At 35.7% G+C, this 18482-nt stretch carries 18 protein-coding genes; all 18 read left to right on the top strand.

Going from position 1 to position 18482, the window contains the following annotated elements; translation table 11 throughout:
- Window position 1 precedes the first annotated feature (1 nt).
- The 18 genes from mutL to HMPREF1140_RS03160 all read left to right on the top strand — a co-directional run bounded on the left by mutL (window position 2) and on the right by HMPREF1140_RS03160 (window position 18369).
- The gene (gene mutL / locus HMPREF1140_RS03245) at window positions 2–1984 is read left to right on the top strand and encodes a DNA mismatch repair endonuclease MutL (protein ID WP_009662590.1); all 1983 of its coding nucleotides are present in this window, start codon (window positions 2–4) and stop codon (window positions 1982–1984) included.
- Complete coding sequence (gene miaA, locus HMPREF1140_RS03240) at window positions 1981–2931, top strand: tRNA (adenosine(37)-N6)-dimethylallyltransferase MiaA (protein WP_009662634.1); 951 nt, start codon at window positions 1981–1983, stop codon at window positions 2929–2931. The genes mutL and miaA overlap by 4 nt, the downstream gene beginning before the upstream one ends.
- Window positions 2924–4201, top strand: a complete 1278-nt coding sequence (locus HMPREF1140_RS03235) for a methionine gamma-lyase family protein (protein ID WP_009662461.1) — start codon at window positions 2924–2926, stop codon at window positions 4199–4201. The genes miaA and HMPREF1140_RS03235 overlap by 8 nt, the downstream gene beginning before the upstream one ends.
- An 85-nt stretch (window positions 4202–4286) precedes the next feature.
- Window positions 4287–4976, top strand: a complete 690-nt coding sequence (radC, locus tag HMPREF1140_RS03230; protein ID WP_034212413.1) for a RadC family protein — start codon at window positions 4287–4289, stop codon at window positions 4974–4976.
- Complete coding sequence (gene mreC / locus HMPREF1140_RS03225; protein ID WP_009662605.1) at window positions 4976–5806, top strand: rod shape-determining protein MreC; 831 nt, start codon at window positions 4976–4978, stop codon at window positions 5804–5806. Before radC ends, mreC begins: the two co-directional genes overlap by 1 nt.
- Window positions 5807–6316 (top strand): rod shape-determining protein MreD, encoded by a 510-nt coding sequence (gene mreD / locus HMPREF1140_RS03220; RefSeq protein ID WP_009662672.1) that lies wholly within the window; start codon window positions 5807–5809, stop codon window positions 6314–6316.
- Window positions 6316–9189, top strand: a complete 2874-nt coding sequence (locus HMPREF1140_RS03215; protein ID WP_009662593.1) for a penicillin-binding transpeptidase domain-containing protein — start codon at window positions 6316–6318, stop codon at window positions 9187–9189. Before mreD ends, HMPREF1140_RS03215 begins: the two co-directional genes overlap by 1 nt.
- 78 nt (window positions 9190–9267) lie before the next feature.
- Complete coding sequence (locus HMPREF1140_RS03210; protein ID WP_007591594.1) at window positions 9268–10389, top strand: FtsW/RodA/SpoVE family cell cycle protein; 1122 nt, start codon at window positions 9268–9270, stop codon at window positions 10387–10389.
- A gap of 15 nt (window positions 10390–10404) precedes the next feature.
- Window positions 10405–10800, top strand: a complete 396-nt coding sequence (locus HMPREF1140_RS03205; protein WP_007591595.1) for a methylglyoxal synthase — start codon at window positions 10405–10407, stop codon at window positions 10798–10800.
- A 4-nt stretch (window positions 10801–10804) separates the two neighbouring features.
- Window positions 10805–11788 carry a D-alanyl-D-alanine carboxypeptidase family protein gene (locus HMPREF1140_RS03200; protein WP_009662631.1) on the top strand — a complete coding sequence of 328 codons (984 nt, stop codon included), beginning with the start codon at window positions 10805–10807 and terminating at the stop codon, window positions 11786–11788.
- A gap of 83 nt (window positions 11789–11871) precedes the next feature.
- Entirely contained in the window at window positions 11872–12291 is a 420-nt protein-coding gene (locus tag HMPREF1140_RS03195; protein ID WP_009662563.1) for a hypothetical protein, read from the top strand.
- A 176-nt stretch (window positions 12292–12467) separates the two neighbouring features.
- Window positions 12468–13859, top strand: coding sequence for an HlyD family efflux transporter periplasmic adaptor subunit (locus HMPREF1140_RS03190; RefSeq protein ID WP_009662505.1), 1392 nt, complete (start codon window positions 12468–12470; stop codon window positions 13857–13859).
- Between the two features lie 8 nt (window positions 13860–13867).
- Window positions 13868–14548, top strand: coding sequence for a YggS family pyridoxal phosphate-dependent enzyme (locus HMPREF1140_RS03185; protein ID WP_009662458.1), 681 nt, complete (start codon window positions 13868–13870; stop codon window positions 14546–14548).
- A gap of 25 nt (window positions 14549–14573) precedes the next feature.
- Window positions 14574–15101 carry a cell division protein SepF gene (locus HMPREF1140_RS03180; protein WP_035619863.1) on the top strand — a complete coding sequence of 176 codons (528 nt, stop codon included), beginning with the start codon at window positions 14574–14576 and terminating at the stop codon, window positions 15099–15101.
- Window positions 15102–15103: 2 nt separating this feature from the next.
- Window positions 15104–15853 carry a YlmH family RNA-binding protein gene (locus HMPREF1140_RS03175; RefSeq protein WP_009662681.1) on the top strand — a complete coding sequence of 250 codons (750 nt, stop codon included), beginning with the start codon at window positions 15104–15106 and terminating at the stop codon, window positions 15851–15853.
- 10 nt (window positions 15854–15863) lie between these two features.
- Window positions 15864–16952: a 3-dehydroquinate synthase gene (aroB, locus tag HMPREF1140_RS03170; RefSeq protein WP_009662640.1), complete on the top strand. Its 1089-nt coding sequence runs from the start codon at window positions 15864–15866 to the stop codon at window positions 16950–16952.
- The gene (gene lspA / locus HMPREF1140_RS03165) at window positions 16937–17437 is read left to right on the top strand and encodes a signal peptidase II (RefSeq protein WP_009662577.1); all 501 of its coding nucleotides are present in this window, start codon (window positions 16937–16939) and stop codon (window positions 17435–17437) included. Before aroB ends, lspA begins: the two co-directional genes overlap by 16 nt.
- A gap of 17 nt (window positions 17438–17454) precedes the next feature.
- Window positions 17455–18369 (top strand): RluA family pseudouridine synthase, encoded by a 915-nt coding sequence (locus HMPREF1140_RS03160; protein ID WP_009662548.1) that lies wholly within the window; start codon window positions 17455–17457, stop codon window positions 18367–18369.
- Window positions 18370–18482: the final 113 nt, after the last annotated feature.

Here is an 18482-nt window from a genome sequence, read left to right as displayed (position 1 = left end):
TATGATTAACATACTGGATAAGGGGACTATTGATAAGATTGCGGCAGGTGAGGTGGTTGAGAGACCTGCATCAATAGTAAAGGAACTTTTGGAAAACTCAATAGATGCGGGAAGTTCTTCCATTACAGTAGAGATAAAAAATGGTGGAATTGACCTGATAAGAATAACGGATAATGGCTGTGGAATTGACTCAAAAGAAGTAAAAACGGCCTTTTTAAGGCATGCCACATCAAAAATAGTAAGTGATAAAGATCTTATCTCTATAAAGAGTCTGGGATTTCGTGGTGAAGCACTTTCAAGTATTGCTGCGGTTTCAAGATGTGAGATAATCACAAAGACAAGAGATGAGCTTACAGGTGTTCGCTACTATATGGAAGGTGGTGTAGAGGTTGAATTTGAGGAAATCGGAGCACCGGATGGCACCAGTATAATTATCAGAGATATTTTTTATAATACTCCTGCCAGAAGAAAATTCCTGAAAACCTCATCTACAGAAGGGGCACATATAAGTGAGCTTGTAGAGAAGATGGCTATGTCAAATACAGACATTGCCTTTAAGTTTATATCAAATAATCAGGTGAAGCTACAGACAAATGGAAACGGAAATCTGAAGGATATTATATATCAGCTCTATGGAAAGGAGATTTCCAAGGCCTTATGTGCGGTTGATTACGAAAAAGATGGAGTAAAAATAAAAGGTGTTATTGCAAGACCTGAAGTTACAAGAAGTTCCAGAAGCCTTGAAAATATTTTTGTAAACGGAAGATATATAAAGGACAATATTATATCAAAGGCTATTGAAGACGGTTTCGGCGACAGACTTATGCAACATCAGTATCCTTTTTGTGCTCTCAGCTTTTATTTGGAAGGTGTGGATGTAAATGTTCATCCGAGAAAAATGGAAGTAAGATTCTCTGACGGAAATCATATTTACAATTGTACAAAAGAGGCTGTGGAGGAGATTTTTAAATTACAGAGCAGTATCAGAGAAGTGCCTGTGGGTAAAGCTGCTGCCAATGAAAAGAAAGTGTTTACAAATACACCTGAGCCTTTTGAGAACAGAAGAAGGGATATTGAGTCGCAAAAGCCCAAAGATAATTCAAGTGATGAAATACAGTGGACTATACCAAAGGAGAGCAATTACAATCCTGAAAATGACTATGCACTTTTAAAGGATGATATTTCAAGAGATTCATCTGATGAATCAAAATATTATAAGGGTTCTAATGCTTTGTACAGTTTAAATAATAATATTGCAAGCCTGGTAGATGACGAAAAAACTCCTGCAATGGACCGGGAACAAGAGTTTTTGGATAATTCAAATGCTGTTAATATAGATACTGAAGAAACTCTTGTAGGTCAAAAAAACAAGGCATCACAGCTTTCATTTTTTGATACAGAAGCAAAAAAGTATATAAAGGTAATCGGTCAAGTTTTTGATACTTACTGGATAGTGCAGCTGGAGAATGAGATGTATATAATAGACCAACATGCGGCACATGAAAAGGTAATGTATGAGAGACTTTTAAAAGAAAGTAGGGATAATAAGATCTCTGCACAGATGATAAATCCTCCTATTATAGTTACTTTGACTGATTTGGAGCAGGATGTTTTAAATAAGCATATGGACGAGTTTAAAGCTGCAGGATTTGATATAGAGGAGTTTGGAGGAAAAGAATATAAGATAAATTCGATTCCAAATATTTTTCCTTCAATACCAAAGGCGGAGCTTTTTAATGAAATGCTTGCAGACAGCACAAATTATGATATTATATCCCCGTCAGAGCTTATTTTGGCAAAGACGGCATCTATGGCTTGCAAGGCGGCTATAAAGGGAAATATGAGAATCTCTCTTGTTGAGGCAAATGATCTTTTTGATGAGTTGCTGTCACTGGATAATCCATACAATTGTCCACATGGAAGACCGACTATAATAAAAATGAGCAGGCAGGAAATTGAAAAGAAGTTTAAAAGGATAGTATGACAAAGAATAAATTGATCATTCTTGCAGGACCTACCGCATCGGGTAAAACCTCAGTATCCATTGATTTGGCGAAAAGACTTGGGGGAGAGATAATAAGTGCGGACTCCATGCAAGTATATAAATATATGGATGTGGGAACTGCAAAAATATCAGTAGAAGAGATGCAGGGTGTAAAACATCATTTAATAGATGTACTGGATCCAAAGGAAGATTTCAATATCGTAAAGTTTCAAAACATGGTAAAATGTTCTATAGAGGAAATAGTAAAGAACGGACATATACCTATATTGGTTGGAGGAACAGGTTTCTATATACAATCTATTATTTATGATATTGATTTTAATAATGAGGATGATAACAGCTCTATAAGAAAAGAACTTGAAGAAGAATATGATACTTTCGGTGCGGACTTTATGTATGAGAGACTAAAAAAAATTGACATGGTTTCTGCGGATAGTATACATAAGAACAATAAAAAGAGAATAATTCGTGCAATAGAGTATTTTATGATAAATAATACACCTATTTCTTTACATAATGAAGCACAAAGAAAAAAGTCTTCTCCATATGATTACAGATTTTTTGTGCTGAATCCGCCAAGAGATATTCTATATGAAAGAATTAATCAAAGAGTAGATATAATGGTGAGAAAAGGTCTTGTGGATGAGGTAAAATCATTAAAAGAAAGAGGCCTCTCAATGGCGAATATATCCATGCAGGGCATTGGATATAAGGAAATACTTGAGTATCTGGAAGGTGATACCACTCTTGAGACTGCTATAGAGAATATTAAGCAAAATACAAGGCATATGGCAAAAAGGCAGGTGACTTGGTTTAAGAGAGAAAAAGATGTGATCTATGTGGATCCTTTCTCATTTGAGAGCAATGAAAAAATAGTTGATTATATGATTGAGAAAATTAATTTAGAAAGAATAGATAATGAGTGATTTAAATAATATTTATGCGGAATTCGGTATTTCAAAAAAAGTGGTAGATCTGTCAGAGAAAGTTTTAGCATCTTTAGAAGAAAGATTTCTTGAGATAGATAAGAATGCCGAGTTTAATCAGATGAAAGTGCTTGCTGCAATGCAAAAACATAAGGTAAGTGATATACATTTTGCGGCTACTACCGGATACGGATACAATGATTTGGGAAGAGATGTCTTGGAAGATGTATATGCGACAGCATTTAGGGCTGAGGCTGCTTTGGTCAGACCACAGCTGGTAAGTGGAACACATGCACTTCATGTAGCGCTTTCAGGAAACTTGAGACCGGGTGATGAACTTTTATCACCTGTAGGAAAGCCTTATGATACTTTGGAAGAGGTTATCGGTATAAGAGATTCAAGAGGATCGCTAAAAGAATATGGTGTTACCTATTCACAGGTGGATCTGCTCAGTGACGGATCATTTGACTTTGAAGGAATAAGAAAAGCTATAAATGAAAAAACCAAGCTTGTTACAATACAAAGATCAAAGGGCTATGCCACAAGAAAAACATTATCTGTGGAGCAGATAGGTGAACTTATAAAATTTGTAAAATCAATAGATCCTAAGATCATATGTATGGTAGACAACTGCTACGGTGAGTTTGTAGAGAGGATAGAGCCTATTGAAGTAGGTGCAGATATGATAGTAGGTTCTCTTATAAAAAACCCCGGAGGCGGATTGGCTCCTATAGGCGGGTATATTGTCGGAACTAAGGAATGCGTGGACAATGCTTCGTATAGACTTTCGGCTCCGGGACTTGGAAAAGAAATAGGTGCAAGTCTTGGAATGAATACAAGCATGTTTCAGGGATTTTTCCTTTCACCTACTGTAGTTGCAGGAGCACTAAAGGGTGCTATATTTGCGGCAAATCTTTATGAGAGCTTAGGATTTGACTGCCATCCGAATGCTACCGAGCCAAGATTTGATATTATTCAGGAGATCACTTTAAGAGATCCGAAAGCTTTGTGTGCTTTTTGTGAGGGTATACAGGCGGCGGCACCGGTGGATTCTTATGTAAAACCTGAACCATGGGCGATGCCCGGTTATGACAGCGATGTAATAATGGCGGCAGGTGCTTTTGTAGGCGGTTCTTCTATAGAACTTAGTGCAGACGGACCTATGAAGGAGCCATATTCGGTATTTTTCCAAGGTGGACTTACATGGTATCATGCAAAACTTGGAATAATGCTGTCTTTGCAGAAGATATTTGATGCAGGATTGCTTTAGAACTTTACAAAATATTAATTAATTACTTTTATATTTTGTGATAAAATAAAATTACCTTTCATGCTTGGAGAGCGGAAGGGGATTTATGGGAAAAATAAAGGAATTACCACTTGAACAAAGACCATATGACAGAGCGCTGGAGTATGGAGTGGAATCGCTTACAGATGTGGAACTTTTGGCTGTGCTTCTTAGAAGCGGTACAAAGGATGTCAATGTAGTAAATCTTGCATATAATATTCTTGAGGGTAATGGTGAAGGATTTGGAATACATAGTATTTTTCATCATAATATTGATAAATTGATGGCCATCAAGGGCGTAGGCAAGGTGAAGGCTGTACAGATACTTGCACTTGGAGAGTTTTGTAAAAGAGCTTGGGAGAGAAAAAACACAAGAAAAAGTATTTCTTTTTCTTCTCCTGATGTGGTTGCAAATTATTATAAGGAGAGTATCAGACACTTGGAAGTTGAGGAACTTAGAATAATCTTCCTTGACACAAGACAGAGGCCGATTTCAGATATGGTGATTTCTGTTGGAACTGTGAATGCTTCGTTGGTTTCGGTCAGAGAGATTTTGATAGAAAGCTTAAAGCATTTGGCGGTAAATGTTATTTTACTGCACAATCATCCAAGTGGTGACCCGTCGCCGAGTAAGGCGGACATAGATATAACAAAGGATATTAATAAAGCGTTGGATAGTATAGGGATAGAACTTATAGACCATATAGTTATAGGCGATAACTGCTATTACAGCTTTAAGGAACAGGGGATTATTTAATGGATTCTAGAAACCGACTTGTACTGATAATTTTAAGTATAATTAGTATCATTCTTATAGGAATAACTTCATTCAATGATTCTATTATTTCGCCTTTAAGACAGGCTGTAGGAATTGTATTATTGCCGGTTCAATCAGGCGTAAATACTGCAGGTAGGGCGATATATGACAATATAGAAGAGCAAAGAAAGTTACATGACGCAATCAATGAAAATACCTTGCTCAATAAAAGAATCGATGAGCTTACGGAGGAAAATACAAAGTTGATGGCGGATAACGGAGAACTTGCAAGACTCAGAGAACTGTATAAGCTTGATGAAAGTTATTCGGACTATGAGAAGGTTGGAGCCAGAGTAGTGGCAAAGGACAGTACAAAGTGGTTTTCTACTTTTACTATCGACAAAGGCAGTGATGACGGAATAGCGGTAGACATGAATGTTATAGGCTATGGCGGACTGATCGGAATAGTGACTGATGTAGGGAAAAATTATGCAAATGTACGTTCAATTATAGATGATATATCAAGAGTAAGTGCAATGTCTCTAAGAACAGGTTCACTTTGCAGAGTTGACGGAAATCTTGAACTTTATAATGACGGAAGATTGATTTTAAAAGATGTCAAGTCGGATGCGGATATCTCCGAAGGTGATATGATAGTTACATCAAATGTATCAACCAAGTATTTGCCGAATATTTTAATCGGCTATGCCAGAGATTTAAAGGAAGATTCTTCAAGGCTTACAAAGAGCGGATATATAATACCGATAGTGAATTTTGATACTATATCTGAAGTTCTTGTAATAACCAAAAAGAAGGAAGTGAGTGATTAAATGAGAAGAATAATAGTGAATATAGCTTTTATTATATTTGCATTTGCACTTCAGATATGCATTTTCCCGTTCATACCGTTTTTATATGCCTCGCCGAACTTACTTATAATACTTACATTCACTTATGGATTCAGTCTCGGTGTGGAAGAAGGAATGCTCTACGGTGTGTTATGCGGAGTTTTGATGGACTTGTACTTTGCAGGTCCTTTCGGATTTTTTACTTTATTATTTATATGGATAGGGTATATTAACGGTAGGCTTTCAGTCTTCTTTTATGATGAATATATAGTTTTACCCTTCATAGTGTGTACGATAAGCGAAATTATGTACAATGTGTTTATTTATGTTTTCAGATTCCTGATAAGGGATAAATTTGAGGTTCTATACTATTTGAAAAATATTGTAATACCCGAGGTAATAATAACGCTTATATTTACATTGTTATTATACAGGTTTTTACTTTGGTACAATAAAAAACTCAGGATATTGGACAGTAGAGGAATTAATTAGTGATAAGGGATTTTAAAGATTTTTTAGGGGACTTTTTTGAAAAGATAAAATCCTCCAGACTATTTATACTTAGTGTAATATACGCCTTCATGGTATTTATCCTTGGATCTAAACTTTTCACCATGCAAATGGTAAACGGAAAAGAGGCACAGGATAAGTATGTTCAAAAAATAAAGAAAACGGTAGCCACTACAGGTGCAAGAGGAAATATATATGACAGAAACGGCAATCTCTTGGCCTATAATAAGTTGTCATATACGGTAACTATCACAGATGGCGGATACTATAAAAAAGTAAATGATAAAAATAATATGTACTACAGGCTGGTGCAGATTTTAAGAAAACATAACGAGAATATCGAAGGAGATTTTTTGGTAGCGGTAGATGAAAACGGTGATTTCTACTATACCACAAAATCAGAAAGTGCCAGACTGAGATTTATTGCAGATATGTACGGCTTGAAATCATTGGATGAACTTGATGATAAGGCCGGAAAGTATCCTTCAAATATCAGTGCGCAGGAGATGGTTGATAAAAAACTTAAAACCTACGGACTTGATAAAATGACTGACAGTGAAGGTAATATTTACAATTTGTCCGGTCAGGACAAAATAGATTTGATAAATATAAGATATGAGATGGGTAAAAAACTTTACAGAAGGTATGAGCCCACTATTATATCTACAAATATATCTGAGGAAGCAAAGATTGATATTATGGAAAATACAGCATCCTTGATAGGTGTTGATGTAGAAAATGACACCCTAAGAGTCTACAATGATGCGGTTTATTTTTCAGATATAATCGGATATACCGGAAAAGTTCCGGATGAAAAGCTTGATGAACTTTTAAAGGAAAGACCTGATTATACATTAAACGATATTGTAGGAAGAATCGGTATAGAAGAGAGCATGGAGACCACATTGCAGGGTACAAAGGGCTCAAAGACTATGATAGTTGACAATGTGGGAAGGATTATAGAGACCATAAGTGAAGTTGAATCAAGTGCCGGAAATGATGTATATCTTACTATTGATAAGAATTTGCAAATAGCTACCTATCGCCTGGTTGAGCAGCAGCTGGCAGGTGTTTTGGCAAGCAAGATTGTAAATGAGGACAATCCGAATACGGATTCAACAGATTCAACACATAGACTTATACCTGTAAAAGATGCTTACTATCAGCTTATAGGTAACAATGTACTTGATACGACTCACTTTGCAAAAGCGGATGCATCCGCAACGGAGCAAAGCTTGAATGCAAAGCTTACAGCACAAAAGGAAAATATTTTAGTATCAATAAATAACGAGTTGACTTCAAGTGCCCCTACGGTAATGGGTGGATTGCCTGAAGATACAAAGGCATATTTAAACTATATACATTCCGCACTTACAAAGAAGGGTATAATAAAGAAGGATAATATAGATACAAAATCAGAGGTTTATCAGGCATGGAAGAATGAGACCACTTCGCTTAGAGATTATTTGTTTATAGGAATATCAAGCGGTTATATTGATACTACGATATTCTTTAACGACAGTAATTATTCAAGTGCTGAAGATATATACAGCAAGCTTGTAGAGGATATTCAAAATATGCTTAAGGATGATGCTGATTTTGATAAGCTTGTTTATAAATATTTGATCAGAAACAATGTGGTCACAGGAAGAGAACTTTGTCTGGCACTTTTCGATCAGGGAATACTCAATATGGATGAAGCCGCATATGCCCAATTGGCTGCAGGAAATGAAGGCTTTGCTTTTCCTTTCTTTATTGATAAGATTTCAAGGATAGAGATAACGCCGGCACAGCTTGCGCTGGATCCTTGTTCTGCCGGAGCGGTGGTTACAGATGTAAATACGGGTGAAGTAAGGGCGTTGGTATCGTATCCGGGTTATGACAATAACAGATTGGCAAACTCTATGGATGTTGCATACTTTAACAAATTACTGGATGACGAAAGTTTGCCGCTATATAATAATGTGACTCAAACCAAGAAGGCGCCGGGTTCAACTTTCAAGCCTATTACAGCAATTGCGGGTCTTGAAGAGCATGTTATAAATGCAACGGACACGGTAGTGTGTACAGGTATTTACGATACTATAAATCCTGCTATAAAATGTTGGATTTATCCGGGAAGTCACGGCCCCGATTCTGTAGTAAAAGCCATACAGGATTCATGTAATGTATATTTTGCCGAGACGGGACACAGACTTTCAACAGACGGTAACGGTGAGTATTCATCAGAACTTGGTATAGAGAGACTTAAAAAATATGCTACAATGTTCGGACTCGATCATAAATCGGGAGTTGAAATAGTGGAAAATGAACCACAGATTTCAGATATCAACCCTGAACAGTCATCTATCGGTCAGGGTAATCACTCATTTGCAAATATTCAGCTTGCAAGATATGTAGCGACTATTGCAAATCAGGGAACTGTTTTTGAACTGAGTCTTTTGGATAAGGTTTGTGATCAATACGGAAATGTTGTACAGGATTACACCCCTGTTTCAAATTCTCATGTGGATATCAGTCAGGATACATGGAATAATGTTCGAGAGGGTATGTACAGGGTTATAAAAGAAGGTTCAGCAAGGAAAGTATTTACCGATCTTAATATTAATATTGCGGGAAAAACAGGTACTGCACAGGAGTCAAAGACGAGAGGAAATCATGCTTTCTTTATCTCTTTTGCACCTTATGAAAGTCCTGAGATAGCCGTTACGGTAAATATCCCTTACGGATATTCCTCTACAAATGCGGCAGTTATCGCTAAGAATATTTATAAGTATTATTATAATCAAATTAGTTTGGATTATATATTGAATAATAGTGCACTTGATGTAAGTGATGTAAGAATTGGCGACTGATTTTAGAGGAAAATATGTTAATTTTCAAAAAACACTGGATTTTTTTGCTAAATTCGTGTAGAATTTGGAGAGTAGAGAATGTTAGACGGTTTTAAGCTTAGATATTATCCGTTCAGACTGTTGGTTTATATTATAGTTTTAAATACTATAGGTGTATTGGTTATTTCCAGTGCCACAGGCGGAGACAAAGGAATGGTGGCCAAGCAGATATTTGGCGTGGTCCTCGGACTTGTGCTTGTGGTATTGATATCACTTATACACTACAGAAAATTGATGGAACTGATGTGGATAGTGTATGGAATATGTATTATCTTGCTGCTTGCAGTGTTACTTTTCGGTTATGAGCCGGAGGGTGCAGGAGCGGTGAGATGGATTAAGGTACCGGTTATTGGACAGTTACAGCCTTCTGAAATAGTCAAAATAGGTATGATTTTATTTATTGCCGCTTTTTTGGGTAAACATCAGGAGGATATCGACAGAATTTCATTTTTACTTGTATTTGCCGTAGTTGCTGCTATACCATGTATTTTAATACTGAAAGAGCCTGATTTATCAACTACAATTGTAGTTTTTGTTATGATAATAAGTATGCTGTTTATCTCAGGAATCAGCTATAAATGGGTACTTGGCAGTCTTGCATTTTTAATACCATCAGCAGTAATATTTATATTTTTATTACAAAGTAACACAGTTCCCTTCTTAAGGGGATATCAAGCAAATAGAATACTTGGATGGATATATCCGGATAAGTATGCAGACATAAATGTACAGCAGGATAACTCGATTATGGCTATTTCATCAGGTCAGTTGATGGGTAAGGGACTGAATAATAACACTTTTGCTTCGGTTAAGAACGGAAACTTTTTGTCCCAGGAGCAGACGGATTTTATATTTGCGGTTATTGGAGAGGAACTGGGATTTGTAGGCAGTATGGTGGTAATAGCGCTTTTTGCGCTTATAGTTGTTGAATGTTTTCACCTTGCTTCTAAAGCAAAAGATTTAGAAGGTAAGTTGGTTTGTGTAGGTTTTGCCGCATTGGTCGGATTTCAGAGCTTCACAAATATATCGGTTGCAACAGGACTTTTTCCTAATACCGGATTGCCGCTTCCATTTATAAGTTATGGGGTGAGCTCGCTTTTAAGCTTATTTTTAGGTGTAGGACTGGTTGCAAGTGTGGCTGTAAGACAGGGTAAGAACTAAAATTTGGAGGTAAAGATGAATATAGGTTTGATCGCACATGATGCTAAGAAAAAGCTCATGCAGAATTTTTGTATTGCATATAGAGGTATTTTATCAAAACATAATTTATCAGCGACAGGAACCACAGGAAGATTGGTGGAAGAAGTTACCAATCTTAATATACATAGATATTTGGCCGGACATCTTGGCGGTGAACAGCAGCTTGGTGCCCAAATAGAAAATAATGATATAGATTTGGTAATCTTCTTAAGAGATCCCCTCACAAAGAAGAGCCATGAGCCGGATGCCGACAAGGTTATGAGACTTTGTGATACACATAATATACCCTTGGCAACAAATCTTGCTACAGCAGAGCTTCTTATAATGGCACTTGACAGAGGTGACTTTGAGTTTAGAGAGGCATATAGATAGTCTGATGGCGGATTATACCAAAAGAGGAAAAAAGCCGGTAAATAAAATATACTTAATTATTCCTATTATTATAGTGATAGCGCTTTTTCTTGGAGGAGCATACTATTATCAGTTTATGATGACCGAGTACGACTTCTCCGGGAGACTTTCAAGTCTTGATATTGACACAAAAATTTCACCGCTTGCGGCAAATCTTGCATTGCCCGTTGAGGACAATGTTGACGTAGATGATATTTCTTCGGAAAGTGTCATATTGGCAGGAGGTGAGGGGAGTCTTTTGGCATCGAAAGACGCTACAAAACAGATGTATCCTGCAAGTACAACCAAAGTTATGACAGCATTGCTGGCGCTTAAATACGGAAATCTTTCAGATGAGGTAACTGTGACTGACGACAGTGTTATAACTGAGGCCGGAGCAAGTCTGGCAGGAATTAAGCCCGGAGATAAGTTGACACTTGATCAACTTCTATACGGACTCATGTTGCCTTCGGGAAATGATGCGGCAAATGCCATCGCAGTACATATCGGAGGCAGTGTAGATAATTTTGTAAAGATGATGAATGATGAGGCAAAGAGAATTGGAGCTGTGGATACCAATTTTGTTAATCCCAGCGGTCTTTCCGACAGCAATCATTATACAACGGCATATGATCTTTATTTAATATTTAATGAAGCTATGAAAGACAGCAGATTTATAAATTATGCGGGGGCTCCGTCTTATAATGTATCATATACGGCAGCTGACGGAACTCAGATTACAAAAAGTTGGAAAAACGGAAACAGATATATAACAGGTCAAGCGGCCGCACCGAGAGGTATAGTGGTAGATGCCGGAAAAACCGGAACTACTTTGGCGGCAGGTAGTTGTCTTGTGATTTGCAGTGAGAATGCTGAGGGAAAAAGATATATTTCTGTTGTATTGAAGTCAAAAAACAGAGCGGACTTGTACGACAATATGTCTAAACTTCTTTCAAAAATCAATAAATAGCATTGCACTATTCCTATTAATATTTTATAATATCATTATATTATTTTATATTTGATAACAGTAAGTTTAAGGAGGACGTTACCATGGTTTCTATTATTGCAGGAGAGAAGGGTAAGGGAAAAACAAAGATTTTACTTGAAAGAGCCAATGAAACTGTTTCAAAGGCAAACGGCTCAGTCATTTATCTTGACAAGAGTTCTAAGCATATGTATGAACTTAATAACAAGATAAGACTTATTAATGTTAGTGAATTTCCTATCATGTCAGCAGACGGTTTTGTAGGATTCCTGGCAGGACTCATTTCATCCGATCATGATATTGAAGCTATATTCCTGGACAGCTTTTTAAAACTGGCAGTACTTGAAGGAGCAGACATTACTTCAACAATCGATCGTATAGAGACATTGGGAGAGAAATATGGAATTACATTCGTTTTAAGTGTTTCAACGGATGCATCAAATCTACCTGAAAATGCAAAGAAGAATGTTTCTGTAGCATTATAATAAAGAAAATATCATATAATTTTGTACGTGAATTATCTGATTTAATAGATAAAGGCAGACTCGATTTTGAGGTCTGCCTTTTTAAATTTAATTGAAAAAAATACTACTGTGCAGTATAATGTAGAGAATTGTATTTATGCAGGCAATGATTGCTTGCTTTTTTAAGGAGAATAAAATTGGCTGATTCTAAAAAAATTATTCCCTATAGAAAAAAAAGAACTTTTAATGTGGGTGTTATAATATTCCTGTCCTTGCTGATTTATATAATATTCAGTTCCTTCAAAGGAGCTACAAGAAAACAGATAAGATATAATGAAGTGGTTGAGGGAAGCATGTCCGAGAATAAGACGCACACCGGACTTATACTAAGAGATGAGAGTGTTCAAGTTTCACCGGATGGAGGATATATAAATATATATATGAGAGACGGTAAAAGGGCGGCTGTAGGAAGCAGAGTATACTCTCTTGATGCTACCGGAGATTTAAAGAAACTTATGGAGGCTTCGGCAGGAAAAGAAGATACCATATCGGATTCGAGTGTTATTGAAATGAAAAAGAAGCTTTCAAATTTCGCTTCGAACTATTCGGATTCTGATTTTGAGTATGTCTATGATACAAAATACTTATTGGACAATGCCGCAAGTGAATATTCGAATTTAATAAACATAGAAAATATTGATAATATTTCAAATGAAAACGGTTTGAGTCTTAATGTGATTACCTCACCTTATTCCGGAGAAATATCGTATGCTATAGATGATATTGCCGAGAAAAAAGAGGAAGATCTTACAAAAAGTGATTTTGATACATCAAAACATCCTATAAGCTATATAAAGAATGAACAGCTTATAGAGGCGGAAACAAAGGTTTATAGGATTGTAAACAGTGAATCATGGAGTATATATTTTGAATTTGAAAAAGGTGAGGAAGAGCTATATACTGAAAAGAAAACTTTGACTGTAAAATTTAAATCAAATGGTCTGACACTTACAGGAGATTACTCTGTTGTAGAAACAAAAGACGGATATAGTCTGGGAAAATTGACATTTGATAAATATATGGTACAATTTATTTCAAACAGATATGCGGAGTTTGATATACAGTCATCAGTTGTAAACGGCTTAAAGATTCCGTCCAAATGTGTGCTTGAAAAAGACTTCTATACTATACCTGTTGAATATATGGCAAAGGGTGGAGACGGTGTAAGCGACGGATTTTATAAGCAGGTGGATAAAGACGGTACGACTTCAACGGTTTTTGTGCCGGAAGATATAATCAAGATTACGGATGCAAATTGCTATATCAGTACAGAAAATAAAGATATAGTATCCGGTGATAAATTGATAAAACCTGATTCAAATGATATCTTTGAGGTTTCGAATAAGGAAAAATTGTTGGGGGTATACAATATAAATAAAGGGTATACAGTATTTAAGAATATAGATATACTTGGATCGAATAAGGAATTCTATATTGTAGATAAGGGTACAAAATACGGTTTAAAGGTATATGATCATATTTTATTGAATCCTGACGGTTTTAAAGAAGGAGAATTTATTTATCAATAGGAGAAACTATGGTTAAGGAAAACTTACAAAATGTTATAGACGATATGAAAATCGCCTGTGAAAAAAGCGGCAGAAATATAAATGATGTAACTCTTATTGCTGTAAGCAAAACAAAACCGAATGAACTTATTATGGAAGCTTATGAAAGCGGAGTAAGAGATTTCGGAGAAAATAAGGTGCAGGAGCTTTTAAGAAAAAAAGAGGAACTGCCAAAAGATATCAGATGGCATATGATCGGACATCTTCAGACAAATAAAGTCAGACAACTTTTAGGTAATACCGTACTGATACATTCTATAGACAGTATAAGACTTGCCGACACTATAGATACGGAGGCAAGAAAAAAAGGCATTCATGTTGACGGATTACTTGAAATCAATATCGCAAAAGAGGCTTCAAAATACGGTTTCCTGGAAGAAGAACTCGATGAGATATTACCGATATTTGCAAGATATAAGAACTTACATATCAAAGGATTGATGACAATTGCCCCAAATGTAGAAAAATCGGAGGAAAATAGAAAAAATTTCAAGAAAATAAAGAAAATATCTGTTGACATAATTGAGAAAAACTATGATAATATAGAAGTAGAATTTTTATCAATGGGAATGTCTGGCGATTATACTGTAGCGCTTGAAGAGGGTGCAAATTTGGTAAGAGTTGGTACAGGAATATTTGGGAAAAGATAAAAAAGATTGGAGAGAACACGTGAAGATGGAATTTTTTGATAAGATCAAAAGGTATTTACGAGTGAATGATAGCGATGATGAATCTTATGATGATGATATTATCGAAGTCGATGAGTATGAAGATGATGAAGATGATACAGACATCAAAAACGCAAGCGAGCAGGTAGAAGAAGAAGAGCCTATGAGGCCTAAAGTTGCGAGCAGAAATACTAAGGTTAACAAAGTTATTCCTATCAGAAAAGATATGGAAGTTACTATGTTCAGACCTACATCTGTAGAAGAGTCAAGAAATGTGGTTGACAGCCTTAAAGAAGGTAAGACGGTTGTTCTTAACCTTGAAGATGTAAGAATTGCTGTTGCACAGAGAATAGTAGATTTTATTTGCGGTGCTGCTTACGATATGGAAGGAAATCTTCAGAGCATCTCTGACAGTATTTTTATCGTTACACCTTCAAATATAAGCTTGTCAGGTGAGTTTGTCGATTTACTTGGTGGCTCAGGAAGTATAGAACGCAGCAGTGCAGACGCTTCAGGATATGGTATGAGGTTATAATTTTGGAAAAAGAAGAACTATTTCTAAGAAATAAGTTTTTAGATTTAGCAAGAAACGCATATTTTAAGAACATTGTTATGTATTCCATGTTCTTGAATTTAAATGAGCAGACAATTTTTGAAACAATTCAGAAGGATCTCCCGAATATAAGATATGTTATGTTTGGCGGTTATTCTGAAGCGGAAAGAAAAATTGTCTGCTTTTATTGTGATAATATTCCTGAATTTGATATGCTGGAATATATTAAGATTTCTCCTGTTAATAAAAAGTTTGCAGACGATCTTACTCATCGTGACTTTTTGGGTGCATTGATGAATCTGGGCATTGAAAGGCATATGGTGGGTGATATATGTATAGTAGACAATACAGCACATATAATTACGTTTAAGAGTATGTCGGAAACTATAATAAGCGAGCTTACTACGGTTAAACGCACAAAAGTCGTATTGGAGAGAGAAAGTGCGGATGAATTGAAGGCGGTAAACAGAGTGGAATATAAAAAGATAAATATTCCTTCCGAGAGATTGGACTCAATAATAGGTTCGATATACAATATTTCACGAAGTAAGGTTAATTTGTATATTGATGCCGGTAAGGTGTTTATAAATTCAAGACAATGTTTTTCACATTCATCAAAAATAAAATCAGGGGATATTATAACGGTACGAGGGCTTGGTAGAGCAAAATTTTTGGGCATAAGTGCTTTATCCAAAAAAGGCAGACTGTTTGCGGAAACGGAAATTTTTAAATAAGGATTAACAAATGTATTTAAACAGATTAGAAGTTAAATTTGAAAATAAGCCATGTTATGACATTGTTATTTATGATGACTTTTCTGACTTAAAAAATGAATTAAGTAAATTTGATATAGAAAACAGAAAAATTTGTATTGTCACAGACTCAAATGTGGCTGAAATATATCTTGATAAGGTAAAAGAAGAACTTGACGGACTAAAAGTATTTACGCATATATTCGAAGCCGGAGAACAGAATAAACATCTTGAAACTGTTTCAGGAATATATGATACTTTGATTTTTAATAAGTTTGACAGAAAAGATATCTTACTTGCTCTGGGTGGAGGTGTGGTAGGTGATATCTGCGGATTTGCTGCAGCCACATACCTTAGAGGAATTGATTTTGTGCAAATTCCGACAACTTTAGTTTCGCAGGTGGATTCAAGTATCGGAGGTAAAACCGGAGTTGACTTCAAGCATTTCAAAAACATGGTTGGAGCGTTTTATATGCCGAAGCTTGTATACGTAAATATAAATACTTTAAATACTTTGCCTGAAGCGGAATTTTCTTCAGGTATGGGCGAAGTTATAAAACATGGTTTGATATTTGACAAAGATTATTATTACAGTCTTTTTGAAAATCATAAAAAAATATTGTCGGGTGATATAAAAGCCTTGGCCGATATGGTACTTACAAGTCAGAAGATTAAAAAAGAGGTTGTGGAAAACGACCCTTATGAAAAAGGTCAAAGAGCTATATTAAACTTCGGACATACTTTGGGTCACGCTATTGAAAAAGAAAAGAACTTCAGCCTTTCACATGGAGCATGTGTGGGGCTTGGAATGCTTGCTGCTTTTGATATCTGTATAAAAAAGAATAAACTCGGTGTAGATGACAGAAAGTTTCTTAGTGATTTGATGGAAATTTATTCGCTTGAAACCGGAACGGATATAGATGTAGATAAAGTTTTTGAAGCTACATTTAATGATAAAAAGATGGAAGCCGGACAAATAAAGTTTATTCTATTAAATAAAATAGGAGATGCATATATAGACAGAAGTGTTAATAAAGAAGATATGGTGGAGGCGTTGAAGAGCATATGCAAAGAAATATAGTTTATAAGTTTGCATCATTTTTTATTATGGTTGCAATATTGGTGGGAGTTGACCAGTGGAGTAAATATGAAGTTATGATGAAATTAAAAGATGCTCCTGCTTATCCTCTTATAGATAATGTATTGTATTTCTGGTATTCGGAAAACTCCGGTGCGGCTTTCGGTATATTGCAGGGAATGCATATTTTCTTTTATATAATTACCGTAGCGGTTTTACTGGGTATAATCTATCTGCTTTTTAAGTTGCCTTCAGATAAGCGTTATTATCCTTTGCTGTTTTGTGGAGACTTGATTTTTGCAGGTGCAATCGGTAATTTTATTGACAGAATAATAAGAAGTTATGTGGTCGACTTTATTTATTTTAAACCTATTAATTTCCCTATATTTAATTTTGCGGATATCTGCGTAACAGTGGGTACATTTGTACTTTTTCTTTGCCTCGTATTTGTATATAAAGAAAACGAATTGGAATTTTATAAAAAATAATTTTAGTTTGGAGATAAATGGATAACTTTGAAATAAAAGTGGAAGAATCTGATATTAACAGAAGAATAGATGTATTTCTTGCGATGAATCTTGAGAGTTTTTCAAGATCGTATATTCAGGATTTAATCAAGAAGGGTAAGGCTTGTGTAAACAAAAAAGCCGTAAAGGCAAATTACAGGCTTAGAGACGGTGATATTGTAGATCTTGCCATACCCAAGCCCGAGCCGCTTGAAATTCTCCCTGAAAATATACCGCTTGATATAGTATATGAAGATGACGATGTAATACTTATAAATAAGCCGAAGGGTATGGTTGTACATCCGGCTGCAGGGCATTACAGTGGAACTTTGGTAAATGCTCTTTTATATCATTGCAAGGATAATCTCTCAGGAATAAACGGAGTGCTAAGACCCGGAATAGTGCATAGGATAGATATGGATACCACAGGTATAATAATTGCATGTAAAAATGATAATGCACATCAGCATATTGCAAAACAATTGGCCGAACACAGTATTACCAGAAAATATGTTGCTATAGTTACAGGCAATATTAAAGATGATGAGGGGACTGTGGACGCTCCGATAGCCAGATCGAAAAATGACAGGATGAAGATGGCTGTGGACAAAGACGGAAAGAGAGCGGTGACTCATTATAAAGTCCTTGAAAGATTGAATAACTATACATATATTGAATGTGTACTTGAAACCGGAAGAACTCATCAGATAAGAGTACATATGTCATATATACATCATCCTCTGCTTGGTGATGAAGTGTATTCCGGAAAAAAAGAAAATATGAAGCTGGAGGGACAATGCCTTCATGCAATGGTACTTGGTTTTATACATCCTCGAACAAATGAATATATGGAATTTGAAGCGCCTGTTCCGGATTACTTTAATGAAATATTAAGAAAATTTAGAAAGAATTAAATATAAAACAGCATAAACATTAGCTAAAAAGTGACAATTGAAAGACAGATATATATACATTCTGCTTTTTTTGTTATATAATAATACATATAAATTATCTGTGTTTACATTTT

The organism is Lachnoanaerobaculum sp. ICM7, assembly GCF_000287675.1.
Classification (GTDB): Bacteria; Bacillota; Clostridia; order Lachnospirales; family Lachnospiraceae; genus Lachnoanaerobaculum.
This window is presented reverse-complemented; position numbering and strand designations above follow the sequence as displayed.